This window comes from Lysinibacillus sp. AR18-8, assembly GCF_001705465.1.
Taxonomy (GTDB): Bacteria; Bacillota; Bacilli; order Bacillales_A; family Planococcaceae; genus Lysinibacillus; species Lysinibacillus capsici.
The window spans coordinates 92,618-108,587 of sequence record NZ_MDGU01000012.1; the positions used below are offsets into that span (position 1 = coordinate 92,618).

Here is a 15,970-nt window from a genome sequence, read left to right on the forward strand (position 1 = left end):
GCTACCTCACTCTGTATCCTATTCCTCTAATGTTTTCAATAATGGATTTTGGACGATTATGATCGATTTTTTTACGAACTAATTTTACTAACGCATCAAGGTTGTTGTTTGTCATTTCATGATCAAAGCCCCATACTTGTGTGTAAATTTGTTCTCTAGTAAGAATGATGCCTTTGTTGATAAAAAGGTACTCTAACAATAAAAATTCGTTTTTAGTTAATAGTATTTCTTGATTATCTTTAAAAAGTGTTCTGGAATCCAAATATAACTTTAAATCATCAATTTGAATGATTTGATGAATGGATTTATTTTTTCTTCTTAAAATGGCACGTATTCTAGCTAAGAGTTCTTCCATTTTAAATGGTTTAACAACATAATCGTCAGCACCTGCATCTAATCCGCAGATGATGTCATTGCAATCATCCTTTGCTGTTAGTATTAAAATGCCACCTTCATAACCATTTCTTCTAGCTTCTTTGCACACATCAATACCGCTTATTTCTGGCATCATCCAATCTAAAATGACTAGATCGTATGTATGAAACAGTATGTATTCTAATGCATGCTGACCATTATCTACAGCATCCACCTGATGAAATTCTTTTTGAATGATGTGAACAATGTTTTTTCTTAATCGATTATCATCTTCTGCTATCAGTATTTTCAACGAAGCTCCTCCTACCTTTTTTATATTCAATATAACTAATTTATAACAACATTATGAAATCCACCTGAATTTTTTGTGCGACCAATCTTCTACTTATTCTAAGCCAAAAAAGAAATTTAAATTAAATATCGTAATTTTTTCTAGTACCGTTTTTCAGATTTTTTTCATATTGGTTGCTTAGACTAATGTTGAACCTCAATATGGAAGGAGATCTCCTATGCGATATTTAAAAATGTTTGGGATAGTATTGGTAGTTATGTTTTTTTTGTATGATGTAAATCCCATTTATGCAGATGATATTTTTGAAGGAAAAGATGAGTATGATGAGGGTAACGGTAGACAACAACACGAAGAAGGGCGTTATGAGGACCTTGGTGAATTAATTGGTTGGTGTACATTCATAGGAATTGGTGCAGCGGGTATGATTTTTCCTATTAGAACTTTCTTGAAGTCTGTAACTCGTACTTTCCCACAATCTAAAGGGCTATATTTATACGTAGCAAAGTTAATAGGTAGATATCATATTCTTTTTGGCACAATGGCATTGTTGTTAGGTATTGGTCATGGGATAATCATGTACTTTAATGAGGGTGAATTGGAGAATGAAGGAATTATTGGCTTAATTGCAATTATTCTTTTATCAATTACTGCTATTATAGGAATGAATTTATTCAACTATAGAAAAAATCGAAGCTTGCGAACAATCCATATCTCAATAGCGGCATTAAGTGTTATTACAGGAGGGATTCATATTTTTATCTCTTAATTATGTAAACATGACTCGGCTCATAATTACTAAGCTTAACATTTTTGTTGCATACTGCATTCATTTTCTATATTTGTTGTATAAACAATGCTTAGACAAAGAATCTCTAGTATTTGAGCTTAAAGCAAAAGGATCGCATTAAGGAAGTGTGCGGTGTAATTATATTTAAGTTTATAGTTCTTGTATTGGCAATGGTAAATTTCCGTATAAGAATTCTACACCTCAGCATTACTTGCAGATGAATTAAAACTAGCTGTAATGCAGGTGGACAAAACTTAGCCAACATAAGTGCGACTCGACCCCAAATAACAAAAAAAACAGGTACCGCCAAAGAGGGGTACCTAGTTCTTTTATGCAAAGGGACACTTGGGATGGAGTGACCCTAGTAACAATTTCGGAGGTGTAAGGCTAATTTAGCTTTACACTACTATATATATGTTGTGATTGCTATGGTTGAATAGTTAATTGCCTGAGAAATAATCGATGAAATGCAAAAGAGTTTGGGTATTTCATTGATTGTCTAGGATAGAAATGGTAAAGTGAACATAACTTTAGGGACAAGGAGGAGAATTCATATGAAAAAAAGAGCTATTCGTTTTTTAAGCATGGGTATAGGGTTCTCCACAGCTGTTTTTTTCTAAAATCAACAAACAAGGGATAAGTCTGCCCTTTTTTAGAAAAAAATACAATCCTAAAGGAGAAAAGAATATGAAAACTAACATAGTACGTAAAAATCCAATGCAGGTACCTAGCCCTGTTGGGAAATATAGCCACATCACAATCATCCCGAAAGATGCAACAATGTATGCATTCTCTGGACAAATTGGGGTTGATCAAGATGATCAACTGCCAGTAGATTTAATTGAACAAACCACCAATACATTTAGAAATATTGAAGCGCTTTTAGCAACTGAGGGATTGGATGCATCTCATGTGGTAAAGGTGAATATATGGGCGACAGAGGAGATTGATTGGCATCATTTCTATCAGCAATGGGAAGTAATGTTTGGTCATTCCTATCCCTCTATGACTATTGCTTATGTATCTGCATTGGGGCTACCAGATATAAAAATAGAGATTGAACTTTGGGCTGCTAAATAGCCTAAAAAACGACAATATCCATGTGGTATTGTCGTTTTTGTGTACAGACGGTATTAACGTAACATCCTTTTTAATTGTTTCATTTCATAATTTAATTCGTCAATTTGCTTTTGTAGTTTGTCAATATCATTGCTATTACTTTCAATTTCCTTCAACTCATCCTCTAGAGCAAGACCAGCCGCAATGGTCGCTAGAGCGTCTCCAAGTGTTGTAATCGCCCCCGCAATGACAGCCAACTTAGCTGCTTGACTCACGGATTCCAATCCCTCATTATTCCGATTACCTTTATTTTGCTTCATATAATCCTCCCTACAAAAAAGGGTATTATTTGCATTGTATGCTAAGAATAAGAAACAGGTGAAGAATTTATGGGCATCAAATAGGTAACAAGGAAAAGTTGGATTTTATAAGGCGTTTTTTAGAAGTTTATGGTCTAACAGGATTCTAATGACATTCAGAGAATAAATAAATATTTTAACTCATGTAAAAATGTGTTGTCAATAATAAATTTGTAATTTTATTAAAAAATGTTATAATAGTCTTACGATCATTTTTTTATAAACGTATTTCGAATTCCGATGTCCTATTTTGCAGAAAGAATTTGGATACGTTTTTTTATTTTTAAACAGAAGAAAAATTCGAAATTGTTTTAAAGAAGTTATTTGAAATTTTACTATCTAATAGTAACTTAATTTTTATTCCATAAGGAGGACTAGATGAATGAATCTAATTAATAAGAAAGTTACACACAAGCGTTTTGGCATAGGTAGTATAGTTAATCAAAATGATTCAAGTATTGAAATACATTTTGCATCAGAAAATAAAAGGTTTGTTTTTCCAGATGTATTTGGAAAGCACCTAACAATACATGATAAAAGTGATGCTAAGTTACTTGAGGAAATTATACAAAAAAAAGAAATTGAACGAAAAGAAGAAGAATCGCGGATGGAAGAGGCCAAAGAACTTCAACGGAAAGAACTCTTGCTTCGCTTGGAACACGAAAAACTTATGAGTAATCATAAACTTCATCCCGCATCACAGATGGTTTTTTGGTGTGATTCAGAGGAACAGAATAGTTCTGTTTCAGAGTGGAATGTTTTTTCAGGTATATTAAAGAGTGGTAATAATAAAGGGAAGCCAAACAAGCCGAGCCGCTTGCACCAAAATAGCGCTGTCCTTTTAACAGCAAGAGATTCCAGCCAGCCTGAAAGTGATAGACGCATCTTAGGTGTCTATATGGTGAATGAAAAATTCGTCGGCAAGCTGTGTGAAGATGGACATATTCCTGCTCATTCAAAATACAGAATTCAACTGACAGAACAGGAATCGGATCAGTTACTTTTCTGGCAATATTATATCAATGAAAAATTCCCCGAAAAAATGACATGGAAAACAGGGAAATATCGTTATTTCGAAAATTTATGGATGGCTCAAATTTTACTTGATATCATTTCGTTGAAAAGTGACCCAAAAGAACTGGAGTTGGCACAACAATTCTTTAAACATTTTTGTAAAATGAATCAGCTAACAGTTCAAGAAATTCCCAAACCTGATGGCGCATTAACCCGTATTTAGTACAGTGAACCAATTATCAAGATGAAGAGCTATACTTGCTTGCAAGAGAAAAATAATGGTAATGAATACAAGTCACTGGATTTTAAAATCCAGTGACTTGTATGTTTATGTCCGAGTAACTTTATTAGCTTTTAATACCTATTCCCCACAAAGTAACCCCAATGATTCACTTAGGTTAGATGTAATAAAAGTAAAAAAACAGCGTTAACAATGGCTTAACGCTGTTTTTAAATTAGTCACTTTGGTGACTAAATAAAATGGGGATGTGTTTCTTGCTGAAGATATGAGCAAAGATGGAAAGCGAGTAGGGTACATTACCAATATATGATGTTTACCACCAAGCTGATAGGTGTTTATCCTTTACGATAAATAATCTTTCGTACTTTGTCGTAGGGGAGGAATTGTCCAATATGTCCCGATTCGCCATAGCCATTCCATAGGGCCAAAGCGGAAAAAGTATAGCCATAGCTTACTAAAGAGCAATTGGCAACCATAAATGCCTAGACAAATCCACAAAGATTCAAGATAGCGAAGTTGTCCAATTAAACCGAAAGCATGGCCAATTAAGAGAATGAGCGCTGTTTGCCCCAGGTAATTAGTCAAGGCCATGCGTCCATATGCTTTTAACGGTGCCAATAGTCGCTGGAACAAAGTGCTTTGTAATAATAGGATGATTGTTCCCATGTAAAAGGCAGAAGCGAATGGGCTAAACTGTAGTCCAATTAATGAAAATTGCTCAATATTTGTAATATGAGCCGCTAGCTGATCCTTGGGCAAATGCTGGATATTGACAAGAGGCGCAGGGACATACTGCCATTGATAAAACCAGCTAGCCATGCTTATAAAGCCCATTACAATCGTCACTAACATGATTTTATTTCGATGTAACGAGATATTTTCAAATAAATGATATTGACCAGCAGCTAGACCAAGCAAAATCAGTGGAAATGGCATTAAAATTTTTAGACCAAAATAGGCAGTGATGGCTAATAGGATGAATCCAAGGATGAGATTGATGTCTTTGCGCATTTTATAAAAAGGTAAGGCTACAAAGCCAAAGATAGCATAGACAGTTAAGGCTTCACCTGGTTGGAAATAAAAATGCACTAGCCCCATAAACAGTAAAATCAAAAGCCTACGACTAAATAAGGCATAGGCTTTTTCGCCCCTTGCCTGTGCGCGTGAAATAAAGAGATAGAATCCTATTCCAAATAAAAATGAAAAAATGATAAAAAATTTACCCTCTACAAAAAGTGTTAGAAGGCGGCTATAGGCAATATCGTTTACCAATTCAGGTGGTTCAATCCACATTAATGAGGGGATATTGACTAAAATAATGCCCAGTAAGGCGAACCCTCTTAAATAATCTAATGTATCAATTCGTTTATTACTGTTGGTCGGTTGCAACGTATATCTCCTCCTTCAAAACCAATTATAAGGAAGATCTTTTAAAAGTAGTAACGATGAATGTTACGTGAATCTGACAAAATTGTCATCTTATAGAGGCTCTATTGGCTCAGGGTAAATCGCTAATAGCTCATATGCATGCTGACGTATAAGCTGAATTAGTGCGTACGGTTCTTTGACAATCGCATGTTGACCAAGGCGAAAGAAAAGGGAGCTATTAAAGTGGAGCTCATGTTGATCGATGATCGTATCGATATAGCCTGTTCCATCACTATGTCGAACAACCGCTTTTTCAAGATGGGGCTCACTTAAACATTGACGAACGCCCTCGCTTGATAATTCTACATATAACCGAATAGGCAGCTGTGGCTCATAGTCAGTTTCAAGCCATTGCTGCAAATTCATCGTCGTTTTATGGGTTGCTTCACTAATTTTTATCCCTTTAATTCGATCTACACGGAAGAGTAATATTCTTTCATTTGATAGCAGTAGCGCAGGCATATACCATAAGCCATCATGAGCGTACACGCCAATAGGCTGGATATGCTTAGAGGTGATACCAGACTTCGATTCATACTGGATATGCAATTGTGATTGGTTGATGATAGCCTCTAAAACGTCCGTTAAGAGTGGTGTTGTAATGGCTCTTTTAGGGTTCCAAAAGGCAATATAGGATTGCAGCGTATCCACCTTTTTCTTGGCTTCCTTCTGTAAGGATTCATACAGCTTTTGAGAGACAGACTTCATTTCAGTATTAAAGGGTAAATCACGATAATAGTGCAAAGACTGGAATGCAAAGAAAATGGCGACCGCCTCTTCCTCGGTAAATAATATCGGGGGGAGAATGGCATTTGATAGCACCGTATAGCCCCCATATCTTCCCTGTTCCGCGTAAATGGGTAGCCCCATATCACTTAAATCCAAAAGGTAACGATGCACCGTTCGCACGGAAATATGGAAGGTGTCGGCAATTTCCTGCGCTGTAAATTTCTTTTTCTTACTGACAAATAGCAAAATATCAATTAATCGTTTAGCTTTGGTCATATTTTTTCACCTTTTTATTTAATCATGCCAATAGTTGTCATGTTTTATATTTAGTATAGAGATTGTACAAGAGATTTTCAAAAGAAGAGGAGCTGACGTAATGTCACGGGAAATACTGGTATTTATTGCAGGGAGTTTAGATGGATTTATTGCTAAGGAAAATGATGATCTACAGTGGCTAGAGGAAACAGAGGGAGAGGGTGATAATGGCTACGCTGATATGTATCAGACCATTGATACCGTCATTATGGGAAAACGAACATATGATTATATCCTAGAACATCTTAAACCGTTCCCTTATCCTGATAAAAAATGCTATGTGTTCTCAACAACTCAAACTGGGGAAAATGAGCATGTGACGTTTATCCAGGAGGATGTCGTTACATTTACTCAACGTTTAAAAGAGCAAGAAGGCACAAAGATTTGGATGGTAGGGGGAGGGGACCTTCTAGATGCTTTTTTACAGGAGCGGCTAATTGACGAATGGATTATTACGATTACACCCCATTTACTGGGCTCAGGGATACCCTTGTTTAAATCTCCCCGTCCATTCGAAAACTTAAGGCTATTGGAAACAAAACGATATGGTCAAATGGTACAACTGCATTATGAGGTAAGGAAAGAGGCTTAAATCAAGCCTCTTCTTTATTGGATAAAGGAACGATAGATTTCTCCTAAGAGACCTTGCATTTGATGTACGCCTGTATCGGTGTTAATCATGGCAACAAAGCCTTTGCCTAGGTGGGGGTAGGCCACTAGCATACATTGATAGCCAACGCCCCAGCCAAGTGAGGATATTTCAAGCTGCTCACCAGCATCATCAAGAAATACACCAAGGCCCATCCATTCTTTACAGCCCTGAGGACGAATTAGCTCATGGATTGAAGCTAAACCAAGTGTACCCTTTCCCTTTAAGGCCTGCATTACCTCTTGTAATAATTTTGCTAGATCTGACGGTGTTGTCCATAATCCACAAGCTGCATCATACGGGTAAATAGGGTATCTTTGTGCTGTTAGGGTGCCATCTTTCTGATGACCACTTGCTGTATTGGCAGTTGGGACTGCGGAAGAAAAAAAGCTATTTGTCATGGCTAGTGGTCGGAAAATCACGTCTGTCATGAGTGTTGAAAAACTTGAGCCTGTTGTATCCTCAATCAGCAATTGAACAATGCAAAAGCCAGCATCTGAATAGTGAAATTCTTGCTCAGCCTCAAAAGTACTATCGATTGGTATGGAACAATAAGGAGTTGTACCTTTTAATAAGTCGACCATCGAAGGCCTCTGCCATAGTGAATGTAAGGGAGAGAAGCTGCCTTTAGGGTCACTAATCCCGGCCTGATGACTTAACAAATGTCGTAATGTTACTTTTTTTTCCTGAGTGTAGCTATGCTCTGGCATCTTCCAAGATGTGAGCTTTTGATTAATATCCTCATCTAAATCTACTATACCTTGCTCGACCAGCTTCATCACTAAAATGCTTGTAACTAGTTTACTAATTGAACAGGCATTGAAGATGGTTTCGGTATTGATTCTGTTAGTTTTCCCGACCTCTAATAGACCAAAACACTCTGCTTTCTGAAGCTCACCATCCTTTATATAGGCAATGCTGAGGCCAGCTATTTGTTGTTGCGACATTTGCTCATGTATTGTCATGAATAAAGATCTCCTAGTTTTTCCTTTATTATACCATAATTAGGAACGAATGTTCTTGGGAAACTATCGTTATGTAAGCTGAAATCTATTGTATAATAAAGGAATTATTTCTACAAAGGTACATATAATGGAGGGGTTCTGTGACAAAAGCGTTTCCACAAAAAATACATATCATTGGGTCCGTTGGCAGTGGGAAAACAACATTGGCGAGGAAGTTATCTAAAACCTTGCAGATTCCTTATTATGAGCTTGATAATGTGGCATGGATGCGAAAGGAATCAGGGGATATTCTAAGAACAGATGAAGAAAAAAAGGAGCACTTACAAACCATTCTCCAAACGAACAGTTGGATTATAGAGGGGATCCATCAGGAGGATTGGGTTGTTGATAGCTTCCAGCAAGCTGATTGCATTATCTTTCTCGATACGCCTTATAAAATTCGAGTCTTTCGTATAATAAAAAGATTTATAAAACAAAAAATGGGCTTGGAAAAAGCTCACTATCAACCTACTTTTTCGATCTTTTTTAAAATGTTTCGTTGGAATAAACGCTTTGAAAGGGTAGGAAAGCCTAAATTCTTTAAACAGCAACATGCTGTATTGGCTAAACTTTTAATGATTCAGCGCAAAAAGGATTTAGATTCCTATTTTCGACAATTCTAAAGCGTATCCCGATGTCAGGATACGCTTGTTCTTAGGCATTTTTCTTTGTACGTGTAGTCCGTTTTCTTGTAGCGGGCTTTTTTGTTTTTTCTAAAGAGGCCTGTAGAGCTGTCATTAAATCCGTGACATTTTCAGGAATTGGACGTTGTTTATCGCTTGTAGATATCGTATTTGTAGCTTTCTTTTCTTCAATTAGTTCTAATAAAGCATTGCGGTAATCATCTGTATATTTTTCAGGGTTGAATGTAGTTGTTAGTTGTTCCACTAACATGAGGGCTGTATCGAGCTCCTTTTGTACTACATCCTGTTCACTTGGAATATTAGGGACATCGCCAATGCTTCTTACCTCATCTGGATAGTGAATTGTTTCCATCACAAGGGCATTTTGATAAACACGCACAATGGCAAGTTGCTCTTTAGAGCGGATAACGATTTTGGCAATGCCAATTTTCCCTGATTGTTCTAATGTTTTTCGTAACAATGAATAGGCTTTGGCTCCCGTCGAATCGGGTGATAAAAAATAGGTGCGTTCAAAATAGATTGGATCGATTTCAGTTAATTGCACAAAATCAATAATTTCCACAGCCTTATCTTCATTTTCCTTACGCAAGTTTTCTAAATCCTCTTGATCCAACACAACAAATTTATTTTTGGCATATTCATAAGCCTTCACGATATCCTCATCTGTTACCTCTTGGTTACAGCCCTCACAAACCTTTTTATAGCTAATCGGCGTATGGCAGTCTTTGTGAAGCTGACGCAATTTGACATCTTTATTTTCAGTTGCAGCATGTAGTTTCACAGGAATATTAACAAGTCCAAAGGAAATACTGCCTTTCCACACTGTATGCATTGTTGTCACCTCGTTTTTCTTACTATGATGTATTTTGAGGTTTTTTATGTATCTTAAAATGAAATCTTCAAACACTGAATATAAAAAGCAAAGTAGGTATAGCGGAATGAAACCAATGCTTTTATCCGAAACAAACGATATTCCTAGTGGAGATGAATGGCTATTTGAAACGAAATATGATGGTTTTCGCTGCTTATTAGTTTGGGATGAGGAGCCGAAGCTCATTAGCAGAAATGGACGACAGTTAAATCACTTGTTTCCCGAAATTTTAGCTTTTTGTCAGCAAATATATGCATCCATTCAAACCTTTTTACCCCTAACCTTGGATGGGGAGTTAGTTTATTTACGCAATCATTATAAAAGTGATTTTGCCGTTGTTCAGAAGAGGGGGAGAATGCAAAATCAAGACGTGATTCAGGAACATGCTCATTCATGTCCTTTTCACTATCTAGCATTTGATGTTTTAACCCTTAAAGGAGAATCTCTCCAAAACCACTATTTAAAAACGCGTAAGGAGCAATTGGGCAAGCTTGCTACGAAGTTCAAATGGCCAAGCGTAAACTATGAGAATCCAACGCCTATCCAAGTCATACATGGTAGTGAGGAGCATGAGAGCTTATGGCAGTCCATCGAGCTTTACAATGGGGAAGGCATTGTTGCTAAGAAGAAAACAAGTAAATGGCTTGAAAACATACGATCAAATCATTGGTTAAAGATAAAAAATTGGCGTTATGTCACAGTCATTGTCACACAATATGACCATAGCAATAGTTATTTTCATGGTGCAGTTTTTGAGGACAATGAATTACGAGAAGTTGTTACGTTTAAGCATGGGATGACAGAGGAAGAGCATCAAACACTTGTCAAATTCTTTCAGACTAATGGACTGCGTAAAAAGGAGCTATGGGAACTTGAGCCTTCGATTTGTGTTGATATTGCCTGTATTGATTTTGATGGTAGTAAGCTTCGGGAGCCTAGATTTCATGCCTTTCGATTAGAGATATCACCTAAGGAATGTAATTGGCTGCACATGCAACGTCAACTGTATCCTATCCCTGATTCAGTTGCTATCACACATCCAGACAAGCCTGTATGGCCGAATATGGGGATTACAAAGGATCAATACTTGTTCTATTTGCAAAATATTTCGCCCTATTTAATGCCTTTTCTAAAGGATCGTCCTCTAACGCTAATACGCTATCCACATGGTGTTCCAGGCGAAAGTTTTTATCAAAAAAGTAAACCAGAAAAAATGCCTAATTTTGTGGCAACAGCTGTGATGGATGATATTGATTATATCGTGTGTAATAACTTGGAAACGTTATTGTGGCTTGGAAATCAACTGGCATTAGAGCTCCACATTCCATTTCAAACACATCATTCTCCGTACCCGACAGAAATCGTTTTCGACTTAGATCCTCCCTCAGTACAAGATTTTTCATTAGCCGTTTCAGGGGCACTTGATTTAAAGAACATTATTGATTATTTTCAGCTCCAATCCTTTGTCAAAACATCAGGTGGAAAAGGTTTACAGCTGTATATTCCTTTACCCGCAAATACATTTACTTATGAAGAGGTACGTATATTTACAGAGTTTGTTTGTCGCTTTTTATGTGAGCAAAAGCCAAATCTATATACAATTGAGCGTTTAAAAAAGAATCGTCATGAAAAATTATATTTAGATTATGTGCAGCATGCAGAGGGCAAGACTATCATTGCCCCGTATTCTACTCGGGGCAATGAAATGGGTTTAGTAGCAACACCGCTTCTATGGGAGGAGGTCAATGAAAACCTAACACCAACACTTTTTACGATTCCCTTTGTCATGGAGCGCATGAAAAAAATGAGCAATCCCTTTCAATTATTTCGTGAAGTAGGGGAGCAACAAAATTTTCAAGCAGTTCTAGATCAATTAAAGGAATGAGGACACTTATGGAGATAGGAAAAGCTTGGACAGGGCATAAGCGCAGTGCGATGTAAAGCGAGCGGTTCACCTGAAAAAAGAGCGCCCTCCGATGTAAAAGGGCAGGTTTTACAAAAAGCTTGCTTTGACCAGTACTATAAGCGCTTCTAAAAAAGAGGTGTCCCTAATGTCATTGGGAACACCTCTTATTGCCGTTAAAGTGGAATCTGCGCATTTGCTTTTTCGAGATAATCCAGTATGCCCATTGCGGACACAATGGTATCGAATGGGATGGTTTGATAGACAGGATGATCGGACGGAATGCCGTTTTCCTGTAGATAGTTAAATAAAAGTTCCTTTAAGCGAGCATCTAAGTAGTGAACTTGTTCTTGGAACTGGCTGGATGCTGCTTGCGCTTTTCTACCTTCTTCTAAAAAGAGTGGTGTCCAATAGCGCACCTGACGATAGGCTTCAGCTGGATTTTTATAAGCCCCATAGTGACCAAAGTATAATTCACTTGCTTGTAGCTTTTCGTACAATTTTAAGGATTGTTCCATTGTTTCAGGATTGTATTGATTTGGAGAGGTGGACGGAATGATTAAATCAATTGCTTCCTCATCCATTTCGGGATAGCGAACACCTGTTGTATCTCCTACAAACAAGCCATTTGTTGCGGAATAAAGCATTGAAACATGATGCTTAGCATGCCCCTCAGTATGATAAAACGTTAAATGATGCTGACCTAATTGTAATCGCTGTTCGTGATGGACTTCAATAATTCTTGTAGCGTCAATGGGCACAATTGGATCAAAAAGGCGGTCAAATTCAGCGCCATAAACCCCTTTAGCACTGCGGATAAGACGACTTGGATCAATCATGTGGGCTGCGCCTCGTGGATGAACCACTAATTTAGCATTGGGACAGCTTTGCAAAAATAACCCTGCTCCGCCTGCATGGTCTAAATGAATATGTGTCACGATGACATAGTCTATATCCTCTACTGCAATATTTAATTTCTGTAACCCTTCCATAATATAAGGTACGGATGGACTGGCCGAAGTTTCGATAAGAGCAATCTTTTCATCGATTAATAGATAGGAGCTTGTTCGCTGCTCTCGACCTAAATCATGTGTATCGATACAGTAGAAATTTGGTGCGATTTGTTGGACGCTAGTCAATTCAATTTCCCCCTTTTTTCAAAAATAAGCTAATTCTGCTTATAAATGCAATATTTATCTACAAAAAGTGGTTGTTATACTATATAATAATAGAAAATTAAACTGAATGTCTATTCATTTTTTTAGGGGGATAGTAATGGAGCATAAAATTCGTTATGATACACGAAAAGTTCATCGTGTAAATTTGGCTATTATCTCAATTTTGGCCATTCTAATATGTGGACCTATGATTCTATCAAAGGGCATCCATTTTTTATTTATTGGGTTAGCTGTCATTGCTTTGGCGGTATGTAATTATTTTTTACCTATAAAAACGTATGTCAAAGGCTTTATTTTTGGCCTCATTCCATCAAGTGTTGTGTTTACCTTATTTTTGCTTGATAGCTTCTCATTAAATAAACATTATATTTTACTGTGCACCGTGGCCATCATTGCCCTATATTTTAAAAAAGAATTGATTGTTTTCTTTGGGATTCTAACCAATTTTAGTTTTTTCATTTTATATATGGTCAACTCGTCATCATTGTTAGGACCATTTGATGACACCATTGTCTTTGTGACACTTCTGGCAATTATGAATGGGGTCATTATTGCTTTTTATTTGCTGGCAAAATGGGGAAATGAATTGATTCAACATGCAGAAATCCAGCAAAATGAAGTGCAAGCATCCTTCAATCAACTACAAAATACATTTCAGGAAATCGAAAAGAGTAGTCAGGCATTGGACAAACATGTCACGCAATTCCAACAAACAATGCAAAGGATTTCTGGCTCTAGTAAGCAAATTTTAGTAGCGACAGAGGATATTTCTGCAAGTATTCAGCAGGAGGCATCTAGTTTACAAATGATTCATGGCACAATGGGTGACTCGGTTCATTTTGTCAATAAAACATTGACGATTTCGAAGGATACGGTCGCTAAATCTACTGATCTACAACAAGAAGTATTAGCAGGGTGGGATAAAATGCAGGATGCAATGACTCAAATGAGCGTCATGAGTCATGCGATGGGCTCAACTGCGGAAACTGTCAACGAGCTGCAACACAGCCTGCAAACAGTGGATAGTCTATTAAAGGGGATTACCCATATTGCAGAACAGACTAATTTATTGGCCTTAAATGCGGCGATAGAAGCAGCTAGAGCGGGAGAACATGGAAAAGGATTTGCTATTGTAGCAGATGAAGTGCGTAAGCTAGCAGAGGAAAGCGCTGCAATTACTGTCAGCATTACCAATGTCACAAAAACCTTGTTTGAAAAATCGACAGAGGCTCATCAGCGCTCTGATGACGGTGAAAAGGCACTCCAGCATGGAGAACAGCTTTTACAGGATGTCAGTCATTTCTTTAATAGTTTAAAGGATTCTTTTACGGAAACGAATACAGATTTAACAAGAGGGATGCATGAATTAAGCAGTGCCATCTCACAATTCGAGGTAATCCAAAAGCAAATTGAAAAACTGAATCACATGACCGAGCAAAATGCGGCTTCTACTGGTGCTATTCTACATTCAGTGGAGGACGAAAATCAGCTTCTAGTAAGCATGACGGATACAACAAATCATATTCAGGCTTTAAGTAACACGTTAAAGGCATTAGTGATGGCAAAGGTATAATAGAACCATTGATATTGAAATAAATGGTAGGGTAAAATAAGAGAAGGATTAACCTTCCTAGATGGAGGGTATAGAGATAGTATTCATCGACATTGTTTTATCCATATCTGGTTGTGGTGATTGTTTTTGAGTTTGTATGAGCCTCAGCACAATAACTTAAATATGCATTTGTAGTGTGTTTGTCATGGTGATTGTCACCATTTATATATTAGCTGTAGATACATTCAGACCATAAATCTGTTGTATGACTTGAAAAGGAGGAGGGATTCCATGAACATTCGTAGTGTACAGAGTTCAGATTACTATACTTTATCTCCATTGATTAATGAGTGGTGGGGTGATAGGAATATGTCAGACAAGCTGCCTAAATTATTTTTTGATCACTTTACAAATACAAGCCTTATTATGGAGAAGGATGGCGAAATTATTGGCTTCCTCATTGGCTTTTTATCGCAGTCCAAAACAAATGAAGCGTTCATCCATTTTGTTGGGGTCCATCCTGATTACAGAAAACAGAATATTGCAAAAAGATTATATGATGTATTCTTTCATGTGGTGAAGCAATACCATCGAAATATTGTGAAATGTGTCACGTCGCCTATTAATGAAGTATCCATCGCCTTCCATACGAATCTGGGTTTTAGAATGGAAAAAGGTGACAAAGTGATAGAAAATATGTCCATTCATAGTAATTATGGTGGTGAAAATCAAGATCGTGTGTTGTTTTATAAAATTCTACCGTAATTTACTTTCGATAGTTGGCATATAGTCCCGAATAAGGGGGCTATACATGTTTATTAAAAGGTTATTTACGTTATGGTTTCTACTTTTAAGCATTGTTTGTGGTGCATTTTTCTTTTTGGCAAATGCACCTATTCAATATGCTGAAAAAACCAATGTTTCCATGCCACAGCCTAGTAATGATGAATTATTGCGTTATATTCAGCAATATCAATTTTTAATTAGTGAGATTTCCTATACATTGCGCAAAGAATCCTATAGCTTTCTATTAGATTATGGAATTTTACCTAATGGAAAAATAGAGCTCCTTGTGTCATTACCTGACAAGGTCGATCACAAGACAAAGCAACATATAGAAGAAACAATGCTGGACGTTATCAAAGCTAATGAATTAAACCCCATCTCTTTTCAAATAACGTTAAAGCAACTCTATGAGCCAGTAGAAGCGATCTCAACTCGGCTAAGTTATAATGATATCATGGCCAATCTATTTGAGGCGATGTTTGCAGAAAATTTTGGCACTTTCAGCATTGACCATAGTATGACGTCTGAGGAAATTCAAGTAAGAATTAATTTAACACAAGAGAAAAATCACAAGGCTAAAAAGAAGGCTCAACAGTTAGCGGAAGATACGATAAAGCAGCATCAATTTGATGTAGAGACCTTTTCTATTGATGTTCAAAATACGATGAAAACTTTAGATTAAAAAATAATTCAGATTAGATGAAGAGGGGAATACATACTCTACATGTGACAAACTCTGTATCTTTTTCTTTTATAGGTGTGTGTCAAGGTATGATGGTCATTT

Annotated in this window: 16 protein-coding genes; 9 read left to right on the forward strand and 7 right to left on the reverse strand. The window is 36.9% G+C overall.

Annotation, left to right across the window (positions count from 1 at the left end):
* Position 1: 1 nt before the first annotated feature.
* The gene (locus tag BFM98_RS10430; protein ID WP_036076407.1) at positions 2–667 is read right to left on the reverse strand and encodes a response regulator transcription factor; all 666 of its coding nucleotides are present in this window, start codon (positions 665–667) and stop codon (positions 2–4) included.
* Between the two features lie 217 nt (positions 668–884).
* Here BFM98_RS10430 and BFM98_RS10435 point away from each other — a divergent pair, with 217 nt between their 5' ends.
* Both BFM98_RS10435 and BFM98_RS10440 read left to right on the forward strand, forming a co-directional pair.
* Positions 885–1,433 (forward strand): hypothetical protein, encoded by a 549-nt coding sequence (locus BFM98_RS10435; protein WP_054550288.1) that lies wholly within the window; start codon positions 885–887, stop codon positions 1,431–1,433.
* A 708-nt stretch (positions 1,434–2,141) separates the two neighbouring features.
* Entirely contained in the window at positions 2,142–2,534 is a 393-nt protein-coding gene (locus tag BFM98_RS10440; RefSeq protein WP_016992195.1) for a RidA family protein, read from the forward strand.
* Between the two features lie 53 nt (positions 2,535–2,587).
* On the opposite strand, the gene BFM98_RS10445 is transcribed toward BFM98_RS10440, so the two are convergent.
* A complete protein-coding gene (locus BFM98_RS10445) occupies positions 2,588–2,833 on the reverse strand; it encodes a hypothetical protein (protein WP_048392591.1) in 246 nt (81 codons plus the stop codon).
* A gap of 421 nt (positions 2,834–3,254) precedes the next feature.
* Between BFM98_RS10445 and BFM98_RS10450 the strand changes: the two genes are divergently transcribed.
* A complete protein-coding gene (locus tag BFM98_RS10450; RefSeq protein WP_054550286.1) occupies positions 3,255–4,109 on the forward strand; it encodes a hypothetical protein in 855 nt (284 codons plus the stop codon).
* A gap of 360 nt (positions 4,110–4,469) precedes the next feature.
* On the opposite strand, the gene BFM98_RS10455 is transcribed toward BFM98_RS10450, so the two are convergent.
* Together BFM98_RS10455 and BFM98_RS10460 are read right to left on the reverse strand one after the other, a co-directional pair.
* Positions 4,470–5,516: a DUF418 domain-containing protein gene (locus tag BFM98_RS10455; protein ID WP_066037295.1), complete on the reverse strand. Its 1,047-nt coding sequence runs from the start codon at positions 5,514–5,516 to the stop codon at positions 4,470–4,472.
* Between the two features lie 90 nt (positions 5,517–5,606).
* Positions 5,607–6,560 carry a helix-turn-helix transcriptional regulator gene (locus BFM98_RS10460; RefSeq protein ID WP_066037296.1) on the reverse strand — a complete coding sequence of 318 codons (954 nt, stop codon included), beginning with the start codon at positions 6,558–6,560 and terminating at the stop codon, positions 5,607–5,609.
* A gap of 100 nt (positions 6,561–6,660) precedes the next feature.
* On the opposite strand from BFM98_RS10460, the gene BFM98_RS10465 reads away from it, so the two are divergent.
* Positions 6,661–7,191: a dihydrofolate reductase family protein gene (locus BFM98_RS10465; RefSeq protein WP_066037297.1), complete on the forward strand. Its 531-nt coding sequence runs from the start codon at positions 6,661–6,663 to the stop codon at positions 7,189–7,191.
* 14 nt (positions 7,192–7,205) lie between these two features.
* Here the strand turns inward: BFM98_RS10465 and BFM98_RS10470 are convergent, their stop codons facing one another.
* Positions 7,206–8,213, reverse strand: a complete 1,008-nt coding sequence (locus tag BFM98_RS10470) for a serine hydrolase domain-containing protein (protein WP_066037298.1) — start codon at positions 8,211–8,213, stop codon at positions 7,206–7,208.
* Positions 8,214–8,353: 140 nt separating this feature from the next.
* Here BFM98_RS10470 and BFM98_RS10475 point away from each other — a divergent pair, with 140 nt between their 5' ends.
* Positions 8,354–8,875 (forward strand): AAA family ATPase, encoded by a 522-nt coding sequence (locus tag BFM98_RS10475; protein ID WP_066037299.1) that lies wholly within the window; start codon positions 8,354–8,356, stop codon positions 8,873–8,875.
* 31 nt (positions 8,876–8,906) lie between these two features.
* Here the strand turns inward: BFM98_RS10475 and ku are convergent, their stop codons facing one another.
* Positions 8,907–9,728 (reverse strand): non-homologous end joining protein Ku, encoded by an 822-nt coding sequence (ku, locus tag BFM98_RS10480; protein ID WP_004225181.1) that lies wholly within the window; start codon positions 9,726–9,728, stop codon positions 8,907–8,909.
* A gap of 106 nt (positions 9,729–9,834) precedes the next feature.
* Here ku and BFM98_RS10485 point away from each other — a divergent pair, with 106 nt between their 5' ends.
* A complete protein-coding gene (locus BFM98_RS10485; protein ID WP_066037300.1) occupies positions 9,835–11,652 on the forward strand; it encodes a DNA ligase D in 1,818 nt (605 codons plus the stop codon).
* A 194-nt stretch (positions 11,653–11,846) separates the two neighbouring features.
* Here the strand turns inward: BFM98_RS10485 and BFM98_RS10490 are convergent, their stop codons facing one another.
* The gene (locus BFM98_RS10490; protein ID WP_066037301.1) at positions 11,847–12,809 is read right to left on the reverse strand and encodes an MBL fold metallo-hydrolase; all 963 of its coding nucleotides are present in this window, start codon (positions 12,807–12,809) and stop codon (positions 11,847–11,849) included.
* A gap of 136 nt (positions 12,810–12,945) precedes the next feature.
* Here BFM98_RS10490 and BFM98_RS10495 point away from each other — a divergent pair, with 136 nt between their 5' ends.
* The 3 genes from BFM98_RS10495 (at position 12,946) to BFM98_RS10505 (ending at position 15,868) form a co-directional block, all read left to right on the forward strand.
* Entirely contained in the window at positions 12,946–14,421 is a 1,476-nt protein-coding gene (locus BFM98_RS10495) for a methyl-accepting chemotaxis protein (RefSeq protein ID WP_066037302.1), read from the forward strand.
* A gap of 270 nt (positions 14,422–14,691) precedes the next feature.
* Positions 14,692–15,165: a GNAT family N-acetyltransferase gene (locus tag BFM98_RS10500; protein WP_066037303.1), complete on the forward strand. Its 474-nt coding sequence runs from the start codon at positions 14,692–14,694 to the stop codon at positions 15,163–15,165.
* A gap of 46 nt (positions 15,166–15,211) precedes the next feature.
* Entirely contained in the window at positions 15,212–15,868 is a 657-nt protein-coding gene (locus BFM98_RS10505) for a hypothetical protein (RefSeq protein WP_066037304.1), read from the forward strand.
* Positions 15,869–15,970 lie beyond the last annotated feature (102 nt).

Coding starts and splice junctions, on each gene's coding strand:
- BFM98_RS10440 (WP_016992195.1), top strand. CDS start 2,142: ATGAAAACTAACATAGTACGTAAAAATCCAATGCAGGTACCTAGCCCT.
- BFM98_RS10465 (WP_066037297.1), top strand. CDS start 6,661: ATGTCACGGGAAATACTGGTATTTATTGCAGGGAGTTTAGATGGATTT.
- BFM98_RS10460 (WP_066037296.1), bottom strand. CDS start 6,560: ATGACCAAAGCTAAACGATTAATTGATATTTTGCTATTTGTCAGTAAG.
- BFM98_RS10435 (WP_054550288.1), top strand. CDS start 885: ATGCGATATTTAAAAATGTTTGGGATAGTATTGGTAGTTATGTTTTTT.
- BFM98_RS10470 (WP_066037298.1), bottom strand. CDS start 8,213: ATGACAATACATGAGCAAATGTCGCAACAACAAATAGCTGGCCTCAGC.
- BFM98_RS10450 (WP_054550286.1), top strand. CDS start 3,255: ATGAATCTAATTAATAAGAAAGTTACACACAAGCGTTTTGGCATAGGT.
- BFM98_RS10500 (WP_066037303.1), top strand. CDS start 14,692: ATGAACATTCGTAGTGTACAGAGTTCAGATTACTATACTTTATCTCCA.
- BFM98_RS10445 (WP_048392591.1), bottom strand. CDS start 2,833: ATGAAGCAAAATAAAGGTAATCGGAATAATGAGGGATTGGAATCCGTG.
- BFM98_RS10495 (WP_066037302.1), top strand. CDS start 12,946: ATGGAGCATAAAATTCGTTATGATACACGAAAAGTTCATCGTGTAAAT.
- BFM98_RS10485 (WP_066037300.1), top strand. CDS start 9,835: ATGAAACCAATGCTTTTATCCGAAACAAACGATATTCCTAGTGGAGAT.
- BFM98_RS10505 (WP_066037304.1), top strand. CDS start 15,212: ATGTTTATTAAAAGGTTATTTACGTTATGGTTTCTACTTTTAAGCATT.
- ku (WP_004225181.1), bottom strand. CDS start 9,728: ATGCATACAGTGTGGAAAGGCAGTATTTCCTTTGGACTTGTTAATATT.